This window comes from Vibrio nomapromontoriensis, from assembly GCF_050337205.1.
GTDB classification, from domain to species: domain Bacteria; phylum Pseudomonadota; class Gammaproteobacteria; order Enterobacterales; family Vibrionaceae; genus Vibrio; species Vibrio nomapromontoriensis.
Genome location: NZ_JAKJSS010000010.1, coordinates 82,905 through 98,971 on the forward strand (window position 1 = coordinate 82,905; position 16,067 = coordinate 98,971).

12 protein-coding genes are annotated in these 16,067 nt (G+C 45.9%); 5 read left to right on the forward strand and 7 right to left on the reverse strand.

Annotated elements, in window-relative coordinates:
* Positions 1–177 precede the first annotated feature (177 nt).
* The 7 genes from cspE to L4D05_RS13450 form a co-directional block, all read right to left on the reverse strand.
* The gene (gene cspE, locus L4D05_RS13420) at positions 178–390 is read right to left on the reverse strand and encodes a transcription antiterminator/RNA stability regulator CspE (RefSeq protein ID WP_265676830.1); all 213 of its coding nucleotides are present in this window, start codon (positions 388–390) and stop codon (positions 178–180) included.
* Between the two features lie 309 nt (positions 391–699).
* On the reverse strand, positions 700–1,977 hold the full coding sequence (locus L4D05_RS13425) for a cytosine deaminase (RefSeq protein ID WP_265676829.1): 1,278 nt from the start codon (positions 1,975–1,977) through the stop codon (positions 700–702).
* A 16-nt stretch (positions 1,978–1,993) separates the two neighbouring features.
* Positions 1,994–3,241 (reverse strand): cytosine permease, encoded by a 1,248-nt coding sequence (codB, locus tag L4D05_RS13430; protein WP_265676828.1) that lies wholly within the window; start codon positions 3,239–3,241, stop codon positions 1,994–1,996.
* Between the two features lie 451 nt (positions 3,242–3,692).
* Positions 3,693–5,144 carry an N-acetylglucosamine-binding protein GbpA gene (gene gbpA, locus L4D05_RS13435; RefSeq protein ID WP_428794331.1) on the reverse strand — a complete coding sequence of 484 codons (1,452 nt, stop codon included), beginning with the start codon at positions 5,142–5,144 and terminating at the stop codon, positions 3,693–3,695.
* 338 nt (positions 5,145–5,482) lie between these two features.
* Positions 5,483–6,682 carry a tryptophan synthase subunit beta gene (trpB, locus tag L4D05_RS13440; RefSeq protein WP_428794462.1) on the reverse strand — a complete coding sequence of 400 codons (1,200 nt, stop codon included), beginning with the start codon at positions 6,680–6,682 and terminating at the stop codon, positions 5,483–5,485.
* Between the two features lie 229 nt (positions 6,683–6,911).
* Positions 6,912–7,793, reverse strand: a complete 882-nt coding sequence (locus L4D05_RS13445) for a LysR family transcriptional regulator (protein ID WP_428794332.1) — start codon at positions 7,791–7,793, stop codon at positions 6,912–6,914.
* Between the two features lie 78 nt (positions 7,794–7,871).
* Complete coding sequence (locus L4D05_RS13450) at positions 7,872–9,314, reverse strand: sugar porter family MFS transporter (protein ID WP_265676824.1); 1,443 nt, start codon at positions 9,312–9,314, stop codon at positions 7,872–7,874.
* Positions 9,315–9,877: 563 nt separating this feature from the next.
* On the opposite strand from L4D05_RS13450, the gene iolE reads away from it, so the two are divergent.
* The 5 genes from iolE (at position 9,878) to L4D05_RS13475 (ending at position 16,064) form a co-directional block, all read left to right on the forward strand.
* Positions 9,878–10,771: a myo-inosose-2 dehydratase gene (gene iolE / locus L4D05_RS13455; protein ID WP_265676823.1), complete on the forward strand. Its 894-nt coding sequence runs from the start codon at positions 9,878–9,880 to the stop codon at positions 10,769–10,771.
* 115 nt (positions 10,772–10,886) lie between these two features.
* Positions 10,887–12,758 carry a 3D-(3,5/4)-trihydroxycyclohexane-1,2-dione acylhydrolase (decyclizing) gene (iolD, locus tag L4D05_RS13460; protein WP_428794333.1) on the forward strand — a complete coding sequence of 624 codons (1,872 nt, stop codon included), beginning with the start codon at positions 10,887–10,889 and terminating at the stop codon, positions 12,756–12,758.
* A 78-nt stretch (positions 12,759–12,836) separates the two neighbouring features.
* A complete protein-coding gene (locus tag L4D05_RS13465; RefSeq protein WP_265676821.1) occupies positions 12,837–14,012 on the forward strand; it encodes a Gfo/Idh/MocA family protein in 1,176 nt (391 codons plus the stop codon).
* A gap of 12 nt (positions 14,013–14,024) precedes the next feature.
* A complete protein-coding gene (gene iolC / locus L4D05_RS13470; protein WP_265676820.1) occupies positions 14,025–15,011 on the forward strand; it encodes a 5-dehydro-2-deoxygluconokinase in 987 nt (328 codons plus the stop codon).
* A 180-nt stretch (positions 15,012–15,191) separates the two neighbouring features.
* The gene (locus tag L4D05_RS13475) at positions 15,192–16,064 is read left to right on the forward strand and encodes a 5-deoxy-glucuronate isomerase (protein WP_265676819.1); all 873 of its coding nucleotides are present in this window, start codon (positions 15,192–15,194) and stop codon (positions 16,062–16,064) included.
* Positions 16,065–16,067: the final 3 nt, after the last annotated feature.

Sequence of the window (16,067 nt, forward strand, 5' to 3'; positions counted from 1 at the left end):
GGTTGATGAGGTCTTTGAACGTCTGATATGGGGGGCTTCCAAACGATGGAAGTTGGAGAGGGCAAACGAGCGTAATTGGCTAACCACTTGTTTTTAATGGGTTAGTGGTTGTTTTGCTAACGAGCGGGTATAAAAAAGGCCTCGATTACTCGAAGCCTAGAAATTTTTAGCGCGCTGTTATTGAGGAACAACGTTAGTCGCTTGTGGGCCTTTTTGACCTTGTTCAACTTCGAAAGTGACCGCTTGGCCTTCTTTTAGAGTTTTGAATCCGTCACCAGAAATAGCACGGAAGTGAACGAATACGTCTGCTCCGCCATTTTCTTGCTCGATGAATCCGTAACCCTTTTCTTCATTGAACCATTTTACTTTGCCAGTACTTGTGTTAGACATTTTTTGTCCCTTACCTTTCAGATTAAAACGCTCGCCTTGCGGCTGTCTTGCTTAGTGGTTCTGTTTATTTAATCGAGGCGTAAATGGATAAAACGAATGACAAATACTCGCATATGGAACTATCTGACAATACAACTCGCACTCTTTTTACTCTTACGTTAAATAACTCTGAACACCAGAGCAAAATTAGTTTAGCACAGCAATTGGGCGATTAAATGAAATTCTCATGACGACGAGCACAAAACAGGGCAACAATTATACAATTATTGCCCTGGGTAGAAGCCGATATGAAGGGGGATGTCCTTCGGGCTAGCGCTTAAATGTGACGTCTTCAACCGCATCTAAGTGAATCTGCGTTTGTGCAGGTTTCGTTGTGGCAATAATCTCACCCTTGCGGATTGAGTAACTGACCGGTACTTGGCGTCGAACGGCATCAAATCCATTGTCGGCAGGCAGAAGCAATAAGCTTCCGTCTTTACCCAAGTCTAATCCATGCGTGGCCTGGATATTGAGGGTCTTAGCTGAATTGGTACTGATCAAATCCAACGATTGATTGATTTGATCATAACCCATGACTTGGCAGACATGCAGGCCCATGTGCAGTACTTGTAGCATGTTTGCTGTACCTAATGGATACCAAGGGTCAAAGACATCATCATGACCAAAGCAGACGTTAATATCAGCAGCAAGCATTTCTTTTACGCGTGTGACACCACGACGTTTCGGGTAGTCATCAAAACGACCTTGCAGGTGAATGTTCACCAACGGGTTAGCAACAAAGCTGATACCCGACATTTTTAAAAGACGGAATAGGCGTGAAGCATACGCACCATTGTATGAATGCATGGCTGTGGTGTGGCTGGCTGTGACCTTGTCACCCATTTCATATTTGTGTGCCAGTGCCGCGAGTGTTTCAACAAAGCGTGACTGCTCGTCGTCAATCTCATCACAGTGGACGTCAATCAAGCAATTGTACTTGTTGGCAAGCTCAAAGACGTAGTGCAGTGATTCGATACCGTATTCGCGCGTGAATTCGAAGTGTGGAATCGCACCAATCACATCTGCGCCAAGCTGAACCGCTTGTTCGAGTAGTGCTTTACCGTTGGGATAAGACAAAATGCCTTCTTGTGGGAACGCAACGATTTGAATGTCGACCCACGGTTTCATTTCTTCGCGTACTTCCACCATAGCTTTAAGCGCAATGAGTGTTGGATCAGAGACATCAACGTGGGTACGAACATGTTGGACACCATTGGCGATTTGCCATTTTAGCGTCTGCTTAGCGCGTTTTTTAACGTCTTCGATAGACAATAACGCTTTACGCTCTGACCAGCGTTCAATGCCTTCAAATAGTGTTCCAGAAATGTTCCAACTCGGCTCTCCAGCCGTTTGCGTAGTATCTAGATGGATATGAGGTTCACAAAATGGCGCGACGGCCATGTGTCCGTCAGCATTGATGACGCGATCAGCCTGCATTGGTTGTGAGCCTGCGGCCTCGATTGCCGTGAACACGCCGTTTTCAACAAGAATGTCAAAGCGACCTTCTCGTTGATCAATCGCGGTATTTTGAATGAGTAGAGATGACATAACTGGCACTTCCTAATTATTGAGTATCAGCGCTAGCAAGTGCTGCACTGTTTTTATTGAGCATTGGGTTTAATACAAGATAGCTCAAAGCACCACCGAGTACGGCATTCACTGGAACCACACCTGGTAAGAAGTGTCCTGCCGCTACACCCAACGCGACCGCAATAATACCTGCCCAGTTCACCGTTTGGAATTGAGTAGTTTCAAAATGCTGATACTTTTTACGATTCGCAATGAAATCCGCAATGATAACGCCGCCGATAGGAGGAATCGCAATGGATAGGAACGTCAACCAACCAACAAAATTGTTGTATAACCACAGTGCGCAGAGTGTGCCTACGACACCGTTAGCCATAGAGATGTATTTGCTTGGCAATCCCGTTACATTGGAGAAACCTAAACCAGACGCGTAAAGCGCGTTATCGTTGGTGGTCCAAATGTTCAAACCAAGCACAATGATAGCAGGCAGTAGTAAGCCCTGTGCAATCATCACTTCAGAAATATCAGATTGACCCGTTACTGCCGCACCAGCTGCGCCGAAGATAAACATCAGTGAGTTACCAATAAAAAAGGCCGTCATGGTAATAAACACCGCGCCTTTTGGTTTCTTACCAAAACGAACGAAATCGGCAGTGAGCGTACCTGCGCTGACAAAGGAACCAACGACCATCGCAAGTGCGACTGAAAAGTCTATGGGTTCGGATGGTTGTATTTTTTGTAGCTCGGCGACACCGCCAACGCTATCAACCGCTGTGAATACAGAGTAACCACCGAGTATAGCAATAGCAGGCACCGCGATAGTAGAAAGTACCATCAAGGCAGAAATGCCAAAGTAAACAGTCGCCGTCATTAGTAGGCCACTGACGATAATTAGCGTATTGGTATCAATGCCTGTGGCTTTTTGTACTGGAATAGCAAACATCGCCACGCCAACACCAAACCAGCCTACTTGAGTGCCGCCAAGTAAAATTGATGGAAGCCATGAGCCTTTAGAACCAAAAGAGAAACGAGCAAGAAGGTGTGTAGAGAGGCCAGTAGAAGAGCCGATGTAACCAAGAAAAGAAGTATAGATGCCGAGGATTAAGTTGCCGATGAGAACCGCGAGGAAGAAGTCATTAAAAGAGAGTCCGGTACCGAGGGAACCACCTGTCCACATACTTGCGGAAAAAAATGTCAGTCCCAGCATCACCATAGTGAGTGACGCTACCCCTTTCCTAGCCGATGTGGGAACCGGTCCAAGACTGTAGTTATTATCCGCAGCCATTTTTTACCTCTCGTTAAATCAAAATACTTAAGTCAAATTCCTTACGGAATGCCTGCTTATTTCGCGCAAACGGCGTGCATTATGGAGATGTAACTTTTAGAGTCAAGTAGAGTTTTTGAGCGAAGAATACAATAAATATGGCTTTATGATGTTTTTGTTATTTAAAACAATTCATTAGTATTCTCATGAGTCATTAAAAAACTATTCAATTTGTTTACTTTATGATGTTTTTATCTAAAGCAAAGGATTGCTAGTGAGATTGAGTGGTGGAATGGTCATTTCTATTGTTATGCTTGTAGAGGCATAGGTGTGATAGGATTGATCTAGCGAGCGATTTCTATGTTGATATGTTTGAACAAGCGCGCTGATCTAACTTAACGTCATTTGTCCTAGTAACAAAAAAGGCACCTTGTTGGAACAATAAGGTGCCTGATAATACGAATGACGATTATTAGTTCAGCTTAGTCCATGCTGATGTCCAATGGCTGCCCACACCCGGTTCATACTGCGTTGCAGTGGGTGACCACTGAATACAGTAGCCTGAATATGGGAAAGGTTTACATTGATAAATCTGACCATCCGTCGCTAATACCTTCGTCCCTTCTGTGTATTGAGACAAGCTATTTGGGAAAACGAAATCGTAATCGCCAGGCTCAGTTGCATCGACTAACATGAAATCACGCGTTGTTTGATCAATCAGGTTATCATTTTCATCTTTTACGCGAGTCACAAGCATGTGATGCCCCGGCTCGGATTTAGACAATAGCAGGCTGACATTTTTTGATTCACCATCTGCTAGTGTAACCTTCTGGTTAGCAAGCGATTCTTGGCCGTGATTGTAGACGTCTATTTCAACTTTAACGTTACCCGTTGCCGAGATGACCAGTGCGAGCTCTACGGGGGAATCCGATAGAATATATTCTGGTTGTAGTCCAGAAATGTCGACACCAATCACAGGTGGAGGCGTTACGATGTCATAGCCAATTTCCACGCGCTCTAAAGCACTATTTTCAGCGACATACAGAGGGTTTGCTCCGTAAATAGGCGTGGCATTTCCCTGACTGTCCATGGAGCCCGCTTTAATATCGGTGCGATCGCTATTGATTTTAGTCGCAAGAGCATGAGCCCATTGATTAGCTTGGCCTTGGTCAGCGCTTTCAATCGTAATGCTGGTGGAAAGGTGTGGTAACTCGCCATTGTTATCAAACACACGAGTATAGACAGAATCACCAGTATTAAGATCCATTGTCGGGTTGATGCTACCAGCTGGTGTCCAACCCGGAATACCAGGGTTTTCGCCACTAAACTCGACATCAATAACATTGTAGAAAGCGGCAGCGGTATCGCCCACATCCCAGACAGCAAGAATGACTTGATAACCACTACGTTCCGGCACTTGGCATTGGTGTGACATCAGTTTAGGTGGTTTTTCCATATTACCGTTAACGACACAGAAAGGAGTCAAATCCAACGAGTCACGAGTGAGTGCTTGATTAGGGTTCCAATCTGGCTTCGTAATATAGTATTTCCAGTCCCTAGTGACGTGGTTTGCGGTAAACGTCCATTCAAAATTTTGCATCCCAGAGGTAATAGGGCGTTTGACCCAGCGGTCAGCCGTTTGTTCGTTGAGTGGGGAAAATTGAGTGAGCCCAGCGCTAGCAATTTGCCCATCTACAGGCCCGCCTTGAGGAAAACCTTCAGGTCCTTCAATACTTTGTGGTTCCCACTGTACTGAACCACAACCCGTATTTTTTTCACCCGTGCTGGCGGGGAATTTACATAATGTCCCCCTGGCTTCCGCAATACCATTTTCAACCGCTGATACATAGCCATGGCTAAAAACCTGTGGGCTCATTGCAAGCCCGATAGCAACCACTGGTAAAAGAACTTTTGAATTCTTCATACTATTCCCTTCTCTTATAATTTTAACGGTACATCTCTTGTAAATGGTTTGGACGTACTGCTGCGCGGATTTTTACTTTCGTTACGTTCGCACGTGCAAACGTTAGGCTGTAATTTAGCGTCATAAAATAAGTGAGGCGAATGGGTTGCGTGTTTTATGGAATTAATTTCTACATTTTCGTTTTTATATCCAAAAAATCACATTGAGAAGATGATTATTCTGAATATTTGTACTATGAATGGAATTAATGTTGATATTATCACTTGCTGAGAAAGGTACTGCTGGCGAAGCTAGAACTTAGCATCGCCAGTGAAAGGGGTTTTAGTCTGCGTGTGGCGTTAAACTAATGTCTCTATACCGTAGTCGCTGCCATAGTTTTCAACGACAAAATCGATGTCTTTGTCACCACGGCCAGACAAGTTAAGCAATATCGATCCTTTTTCGCCTTGTTGAGCTAGCTTAATAGCATAGGCCACCGCATGAGCGGACTCGATGGCTGGGATGATGCCTTCTAGTCGAGATAGTTCAAAGAATGCATCGATGGCTTCTTGATCGTTGATGTGGCCATAATTCACTCGCCCAGAATCTTTTAGGTAGGCATGTTGTGGCCCAACCGACGGATAATCTAACCCACTTGCAACGGAGTAAACTTCTTGCGGTTCGCCGTTTTTGTCCGTCAGCATATAAGACTTGAAACCGTGCATGACTCCAGGCTCACCGAGTGTCAGCGTGGCCGCATGCTCACCAACGGAATGCAAATCGCGACCGGATGGTTCAACACCATAGATGGCGACTTGGTCGTCTTCTAAGAAGGCGCTAAAGAGTCCCATGGCGTTAGACCCACCTCCAACGCAGGCAACAAGATTGTTAGGTAAGGTATTGGTCATCTCTTGAAACTGGATACGAGCCTCGTTACCAATAATGGATTGGAAATCGCGAACCATCGCAGGGAAGGGGTGGGGGCCAACCACGGAACCAATTGCGTAGAGTTGAGTGTGTGGATCTGATAAATAAGCTTCAAATGCGGCATCTACCGCCTCTTTTAATGTTTTACGACCATGAGTGGCGGGGATGACGTTTGCTCCTAAAATACGCATCCGTACCACATTTGGGTGCTCTTTAGCGATATCCACTTCGCCCATATACATATCACACTCAAGTCCGACTAATGCAGCTGCCGTCGCCAAGGCAACACCATGTTGTCCAGCCCCTGTTTCTGCAATCAGTTTCTTCTTACCCAGCTTTTTGGCAATTAAGGCTTCGCCTAAACAATGGTTGATCTTGTGAGCGCCAGTGTGGTTCAAATCTTCACGCTTTAAGTAAATATCAGCGCCGTATTTCTGTGAGAGATTTTGAGCATGGAAAATAGGACTTGGGCGACCAACAAAATGCTTATAAAGGCGGGCCAACTCGGCCTTGAAAGCCGGATCTTGGCGACATTCATCGTAGGCTGCACTAATCTCATCCATAATTTCTTGAAGCTGAGGTGGAATAAAACTTCCCCCATATTCGCCGAAATACCCGTCTTTATTTGGCATTTTGTGCTCAAAAGTATTTTCCATGATCGTTATCTCATCGGTTGTGAACGTTAGCTTGTTATAACGCAAATGAATGCATGTACACATGGATTCATTGCAAACTTGTGATTACTCACAATAGAAAATCGCGAGCGAGGAAGGGCGATGTGCTGAGAAATGTGGTGTCGCTAATATGCTCGGTGACACTCGAGGTATTGATTGACCTTGTTAAACGAGTTGCTTTTAACCGCTACGCTAACAGAAACTCTTTAAAGTGGATGGCGACGGCTGACGCCGTAGCAGGTGGCTGATAATAAACATTTAAGCTCCAAACACTGGTATCAAAATCCTCCAAAATGGGGATGATTTCGCCACGCTTAATGTAATCGTCGACCAAAAATAATGGCAAGTAGGCAATACCTGCCCCGTTTAATGTTGCCTGCAACAATAGGTCGCTATCGTTGACCTCGAGTGACTTAGGCACCTTTACTATCTGGCATTCATTATTTTGATGAAACACCCAGTCATTGCTGCCGGTCAGGGTGGTGGCAAATAGACATTGGTGGTTGGTTAACTCACAAGGAGCAGCAGGGGTCATATGTCTTGTCAGGTAGTCCGGTGAAGCGACAACGACAAATGGACTTTGCATGATTTCGCGGCGTACCAAATGCAGATCGCGCTCTCGGTAACCCTGATAGGAGGCATTGGCGCTGATGGTGATATCACTGTCAGCAGCATGATCGAGCGCCCAAGGGGTGATGTTGAGATTGAACGTCACGTTCGGGTTAGACGTTAAGTATTGGCTTATTTTTTCCATTAAGAAATGGTTAGCAAAGACGGGTGTGCAGATAATATCGATATGACCTTTATCGTACTGTTGATAATCTTGCATGCTACGCACCACGGCTTCCGAACGATCGACAATAATGGAAAAATCGTCGAAGAGTTTTTGACCCGCGGGTGTGGGTTTCAACAGGCGGTTATTACGTCGATATAGGGGCAAGCCAAACTTTTGCTCCAGCTCTTGTAACCATCGGCTTCCTGCGGAAACGGAGATATTCAGTTTTCGGGCCGCCGCTGAGATCGAACCTGTGCGTACGACATAAATAAAGAACGCCATTTTATCTAACATAGATTCTACCGCGGCTTATAGTGAAAAAGAAAACAGGCTATTCACTCAAATAGCCTGTTATTACGATGGTTGTGTGATTTATACAGTTGCTTCAGTTGTCTTAACTGGTGCTTTTTTGCCTAACTTTTTAGCCATGACCTTTTCCATATCTTCCAGGCTAACCCCTTTAGTTTCAGGGACATATTTAACAACAATCACCATACAAATCAGTGACAATGCTGCGAATACCCAGAAAGCAAAGGCGCCATTGAAGTTCTCTTTTAGATACGGGTTTTCATTGAGCATAGGGAAGCTTTGAGTGACGATGAATCCCGTAAACCACTGAGCACCAACCGCGATAGCCATCGCTCGTGAACGAATGCTGTTCGGGAATATTTCAGAAATCATGGTCCAGCATGCGCAGCCCCACGACGTCGCATAAGCCACCACATACAAACACAAGGCAAATAAAGCAGCGTAGCCTTCTGTTCCGGTGTAGAGGACATAGCCCACAATCGTCATGCCCAATGCACAGCCAAGCGTGCCGTATTTCATTAGTGGTAAGCGACCAACTTTATCGATTAAGTACATACCTAGCGCGTTACCAAGAATGAAAACAATGCCGACAAACGTTGTTTGGAATAACGCGTTTTCAGTACCACCCGCGATAGGTTTTAGAATTTCAGGTGTATAGTACATGATGACGTTAATACCAGTCAGTTGTTGCGCGGCGGCAACAAAGGTACCAATGACTAAAATTGAAAATAGAAGCGGTGAGCGTAGGCTGATTTTGCTGTTTTTTGATGCGTTTGCTGGCACTAATGATTTTTGAATATCAAGAATAACACGGTCAGCATGTTCAGGGTTTGATATACGGGAAAGGGTTTCTTTTGCTTTACCAAGTTGGCCCTTCAATACAAGCCAGCGTGGCGATTCTGGAATCATGATCAGTAAGCAACCAAATAATGCTGCAGGTAATACCTCTGATGCCAACATCCAGCGCCAACCGACATCAACCAGCCAAGCTTCAGACATGCCTTTGGCGATTAGGTAGTTAACGTAGAAGACGCCGGTTTGACCAATCACAGCGGATTGTTGGAACATACTGACCGCACGTCCTCGAAAATCTTTAGGCGCGACTTCCGACATATACATTGGAGAAACCACACAAGCGATGCCAACTGCCACGCCGCCCACGATTCTTAATAATACATAGATGGTAAAAGTGGGAGCAATGGCAGAACCAATGGCGGATATAATGAATAGTACCGCTGATAAGAATAATGCGCTTCGACGTCCATATTTAAGAGCAACGGTCCCCGCTGATACCGCGCCAATGATACTGCCCAGAACAACACTTGATACGGCCCAGCCAGTCTGCGCTGGTGTTAAGCCGAAATAATCTCTAATGGGTCCAATAGCACCTGATATTACGGCGGTATCGTAGCCGAGCAAGATCCCTCCTAATGCGGCGATACAACAAATTCTAACGATATAGGCGATATTGTGTTTATGAGACTGTGTCTCAGAGTTAGGTGACATTACATGCTCCTTTGTATGAGACCCGGCACTAACTTAACCATCAAATAAGGCAGTGTGGGCAGCTATCCGATCAACCAATGAATGTAGGGTAAGCGTATCGGATTCAATACGTCGCCAGCGAATATAATAATAATTGTAAATACGCTTGATAAATATTTTTCATATTGGCGACGAGGTAAATCATAAAGCCTCAGGCTAAATAGGGCTATAAATTAAATGACCCATTGTTTTATAATGTTAACTCGATCAACATATGGAAAATATTTATCGAATGTCATGATGGTGTTAAGTTGTTGATTTAATTTAATATATTGCAAGTGTGATCTGTGCCGCTTTTCCCCTTTAGCCCGCGAAAACCCTAGCTTTTTTCAACTTTCATTTAAATTTCCCATTAATTTATTTTGAGTGAAAAATATTTTTCATGTTGTGTTTTTTAGATTATATTGGTCCCCAGTGAAGCAAACTGGTGCGGTCAACCTTTCTACCACATACGCATTTGCAGTGCTTAGAAAATAACGGACCTCATTACATTTAACTTATAAAAACATTTTTGGAGTACGAACATGAGCAAAGTTCAATATGGAATTAGTCCTTTAACTTGGACAAACGATGATATGCCAGAGCTTGGTGGCGAAATCCCGTTGGAGACATGTTTGAGTGAAATGTCGGAATCTGGCTTTACTGGCACAGAGCTAGGGACAAAATACCCAAGAGAGCCAGAAGTTCTTATTCCACTGCTTAAAAACCACAATTTAGTGCTGGCGTCTGGTTGGTTCAGTGGCAATTTAATGACATTAACCGCCGAAGAAGAAATTGCAGAAATGCAAGGTCACATCCTCCTACTTAAAGCGGCTGGCTGTAAAGCGATGGTTTACGGTGAAGTGAGCAATACGGTTCATGGTGATATTACTAAGCCATTGTCATCTCGCGTTATTTTAACGGATGACGAGTGGAAAACGTACGCGGACAAATTGACAACGGTCGCTGACTACCTATTAAACAAGCACGATATCAAACTGTCTTTCCACCACCACGTGGGCACGATTGTTGAGACAGAAGAAGACATCAACCGCTTGATGGAACTGACGGGTGATTCTGTGTACCTCACTTTGGATACTGGTCACATCACGTACGGTGGTGGTAATCCAGTCAATATTATTGAGCGCTGGGGTCACCGTATTGGTCATATGCACTTTAAAGATCTGCGTATTGAAGTGATGAATGCGGCGCGTGATGCAGACAAATCATTCCTAAATGCAGTGCTTGATGGCGTGTTTACCGTTCCAGGTACCGGCGATGTGAATTATGACGACGTGTTTGCGGCGCTTAAAGCCCGTAACTACGAAGGCTGGTTATTAGTCGAAGCCGAGCAAGATCCGGCTAAAGCACATCCACTAACGTTTGCAAAAACCGCGTACGAGAACATCACAGGCTACGCGAATAAATACGGCTTGTAATAAAAAATGGCTTATTGAAGGGGAACCCAACAATAAGCCAAAAAGTCGACATATATGGAATACGCAATTGGCACGGCAATGTACCAATTGCGTGTAAGAAATATCGAGGAAGAAGATGAAAACTGTACGCCTAACTGTTGCTGAAGCCCTAGCGAAATACCTTGCAGCGCAGAAAATTGTAGTCGATGGAAAAGAAGAGCAACTGTTTGGTGCTGCCTTTGCCATTTTTGGTCACGGCAATGTGACATGTTTTGGTCAGCAGCTTAAGAATATCGAAGAACAAATCCCGACGTGGCGTGGTCAAAACGAGCAATCCATGGCGACCGCGGCCATTGCTTATGCAAAAGCGAATAAACGCCAACGTATTGGCATCGCGACGAGCTCAATTGGACCTGGTGCAACGAACATGGTCACTGCAGCGGGTATTGCTCATACTAACCGCCTGCCTCTCTTACTTATTTCGGGTGATGCTTACGTTAGTCGTCTACCAGACCCTGTGCTTCAGCAACCAGAAAACTTTGAAGATCCATCGGTCACCTCTAACGACGCGTTCAAACCTCTTACTCGTTATTGGGATCGTGTGTTGTCGCCTTCACAGCTGATGCATACGCTACCTCAAGCGCTAGATACCATGCTTGACCCAGCAACTTGTGGTCCAGTTTTCCTTGGCTTGCCTCAAGATGTCCAAGGCATGGCTTATGATTTCCCAGAAGTCTTTTTTGCTGAAAAATGTCACCGAATCCGTCGCCCTGAGCCGGAAATGATTGTGCTCGAAGAAGCGAAAGCGATTCTAACTCAAGCGAAAAAACCACTGATTATTTCTGGTGGTGGGGTGCATTACTCATTGGCGACCGATGAACTTGCGGCATTTGCTGCTAAGCACAATATTCCAGTGGTAGAAACCATTGCTGGTCGCGCCACTATGCTGCAAGACAACCCGTTGAATGCTGGGCCTATTGGTGTGACAGGTTCTAATTCTGCCAACCACATGGCGAATGAAGCCGACGTGGTGGTTGCCATTGGTACGCGTTTACAAGACTTCACCACTGGTTCTTGGAGCGTATTTAAAAACCCAGATATGCAACTTATTAGCATCAACGTGGCTAAATTTGATGCGATTAAACACCGTTCACACCCAGTGTTGGGTGATGCACAAACCTGTATGAACAAGCTTTCAGGCCTGTTGGCGGACTGGCGCTCAAGTGACGAGTGGGCTGCGAAAGCCAAAGCAGAAGCGGATGAGTGGAAAGCGTTGGTTCACCGCCGCACTCACCCACAAGACGGTGAATTACTGGCGGGTACCTCTTCTTATGCTGAGGTAATTGGCAAACTTAATCACAGTATGGAAGAGGGTGACACCGTTCTGACTGCCGCTGGTGGCTTACCCGCCGAGCTCTCGATGAACTGGCAAAACTACCAAATTGGTAAATTTGATATCGACTTTGGTTATTCCTGCATGGGCTACGAAATTGCGGGTGGCTGGGGCGCTAAAATTGCCAACCCTGATAATGATGTCGTGGTTCTTGTCGGTGATGGTTCATACCTAATCCAAAACTCGGACATTTACTCGTCAGTGCTAACTGGGCACAAAATGATTGTCGTAGTGTGTGACAACGGTGGTTTCGCCGTTATCAACAAACTACAAAACAACACGGGCAACGAGTCATTTAATAACTTGCTAGAAGATTGTCGTCGACCAGATGGTGAGTTGGCTCGCGTCGATTTTGCCAAGCACGCTGAAGCACAAGGCGCGATAAGCGAAAAGTTAACCTCAATTACTGAATTTGATGCCGCGTTTGCAAGAGCAAAAGAAGCGGACCGCACTTACGTCATTGTTGTTGATATTGACCCGGTTTCTCCAGCTGCTTGGTCTAAGTGTGACTGTTGGTGGGAAGTTGGGCTTCCTGAAGTGACTCGCAATGAAGAGACCGCCAAGAAAGTGGCCGACTGGGAAGAAGGTCGCGTCAGTCAGCGCCGCGGTGTTTAAAAAGAATATTACAAAATCTCAATAACTTAACCACGATACATCCGTGTGATCGGATGTATCAGGTAACGGAGCAAAATTATGTTTAATGAAGAACGTCGCTTTGAACAACCTCTACGCTGGGCAATGATTGGTGGAGGACGTGGTAGTCAGATTGGTTATTCCCACCGCAATGCTGCGCAGCGTGATGGTTTGTTCAAATTAGTCGCTGGAGCGTTTGATCTTGACGCCGATCGCTGCCGTGACTTTGGGACCAACTTGGGCTTAGCTGGCGATCGTTGCTACGCCAACTATAAAGAAATGTTTGCTGCGGAAGCGCAGCGTGAAGATGGCATTCAGGCGGTGTCTATCGCAACACCAAACTCAACGCACTATGAAATCTGCAAAGCGGCTCTAGAAGCCAATCTTCATGTGGTCTGTGAAAAACCGATCACTTTTACTTCAGAAGAAGCAGAAGAGCTAAAAGTCATCGCCGCTCAAAACAACCGTGTCATTGGTGTGATGTACGGCTACAGCGGTTTCCCTATGGTTCAGCAAGCGCGTGAAATGGTACAGCGTGGTGATTTAGGTGACATTCGCGTCATCAACATGCAATTTGCTCACGGGTTTCACAATGAAGAATATGAACTTAACGATCCAGGTTTGAAATGGCGTGTTAGCCCAGAAGTTTCAGGCCCAACTTATGTGTTAGGTGATATTGGCACCCACGCCTTTTACTTGTGTGAAGTGATGACAGGCTTAGAGGTCGACCGTTTGTCTTGCATGCGTCAAAGCTTCATTAAGTCACGCACGCCGTTAGAAGATAACGCGCACGTCATGATGGAATTTAAAGGCGGCGCGGTCGGGACACTTTGGGCATCAGCGGTGAATGCAGGTTCTATGCACCAACAGAAAATCCGAATCGTCGGCTCAAAAGCGTCGATTGAATGGTGGGATGAGCAGCCCAATCAACTTCGCTTAGAAGTCCAAGGTGAGCCGTCGCGCATCTTAGAGCGTGGCATGGGTTACTTGCACCAAGATGCACCAGGTGTGGCAGCGAATCGCGTTGGCGGTGGTCATGCAGAAGGCTATTTTGAGTCTTGGGCGAACCTTTATCACCGTTTTGCACTGGCTTTTGATGCCGCTGATCGTGATGACCAAAATGCCTTGTCTGAGATTTGGTTCCCAGGCATTGACGCTGGTATCGAGGGGGTTCGTTTATGCGAGAAGTGTGTGGAGTCTGCAGACCAAAATGCGGCTTGGGTAGAATACAACTAATAGGGAAACACTATGACTAAGATTGCACTCCCTCAGGATCGCAAGCTCGACGCCATCGTGTTAGGTCGCGCTGGGGTTGACCTTTATGCGCGTGAATTTAATACCGACATGGCCGACATTACCGGTTTCAACAAATTTGTGGGCGGATCAGCAGCAAACATTGCGGTGGCGATTAGCCGCTTGGGCGGTAAAACCGGGTTTATTGGCTGTGTTGCCAATGATGCGTTTGGCGGCTACGTCAAAGGCTACATGCAAGAGCAGGGTATTAACCTTGACGGCATGATGACGGATGACTCGGGTTCTCGTACCTCGGTGGCGTTTACTGAAATGAAGCCCAGTGACTGTACGGTTCTTATCTATCGCAACAACGCCTCTGACCTCACTATCAAGCCAGAGCAAGTGAGTGCGGACTATATTGCCAGCTCAAAAACACTGGTGGTAACGGGTACTGCGCTATCTGAAAGCCCAAGCCGAGAAGCCACGCTTATCGCGATGGAACATGCTCGCAGAAGCGGCACGGTGGTGATTCTTGATGTGGATTATCGTCCTTATTCATGGCGCACCGATGTGGATGCGTCGATTTATTACGGCATTGCCGCAGGTCTGTCTGACATCGTGATTGGTAATCGCGAAGAGTTCGACATGATGGAAACCGTCCTGGCTCCAGGTAACAAAGATGATGACCAAACCGCGCAGCGTTTTTTACGTGAAAACACGCAGGTTGTTGTGATCAAAGCGGGTGAGCTGGGCTCTAAAGTGTATTGCAAAGATGGCTATAAATTTGAGCAAGGCATTTTTAGAGTGAAAGCAAACAAACCGTTTGGCTCTGGTGATTCATTTGCAGGTGGACTGATTTGGACCTTGGTGAACGGCGGTGAACTAGAGGACGGTGTTCGTCATGGAACCGCGGCGGCGGCCATTAACGTGAGTGGCACCAGTTGTACAGAAGCCATGCCAACAAAAGAACAGTTGCTCGACTTTGTAGAGAGTAGAGCATAACGCTTTGGGCTTGAACCTTCATTTATCACGAGGGTGTAAGTCAGCCGGGTCGGTATTTTTATAGTAATAAGACACTATGGATTGCAACCATCTCGACCCGGCATTTTTGTCCGTAATAAGTGAAACAATAAAAATTATGTTGAGTGGCAAAGACGACTCAACGATAGAGGAGAAAGAAATATGGGTAAGCATATACCCCCGTTCAACAACCAAAACCAGCCGATTGTCGATGTGAATGATGACGTCACCCCGCTTTGTTATTTTAACCAAGTACGTTTGAGCCAGAGCGAGCAACATATCCATACCGTTGAGGGCTATGAATCTGTGATTGTTCTCGCGGGTGGCACATGTTGTATTACGGTGAGTAATGGCAGCGATGAACCACAGGTGTTTGATAATATTGGTAAACGACGAACCGTTTGGGATGGTGAACCAGAGTCTGTCTATGTTCCTCTGGGCTATACCGCAACTATCGATTGTGTCAGTGAGGACGCGGACGTGATGATTGCAGGCGGTAAATTTGATGCCTCTTTAGAACCGTTTTGTGTACGAGCAGACGAAGTGGAAATGGTTCAGTACGGTTCTGATGACACAAAAACACACCGTAAAATCAAACACGTTTTGGGTCAAAGTAATGCCGATAAACGCGGACGTTTACTCGTAAGCGAGTTGTTTACTGTCGGCGCTGGTGGTTGGTCGGGTTTCCCACCGCATAAACATGACGAAGACCGCATCAAAGAAGATGGCAGCAAAGAAACGCTGTATGAGGAAGTGTACCAATTCCGCTTCAACCCTGACTTTGGTTTTGGCGCTCAGTTCCTTTATGAACATGAAGACGACTTTGGCCCGGTGTACCACGTTCGAACGGGCTCTGTGATTGCGATAGACAAGGGTTATCACCCTAGCGTCGCGGCGCCTGGCTATGAAATGTACTACTTCACTATCATCGTGGGTAAAACCTCGAAGTCTTTAGTTCAACACTTTGACCCTCACCATGAGTATCAGGTTGAGACCATTCCGGGCATCAAGGACATGATAGCCAAGTTTAAATAAGGG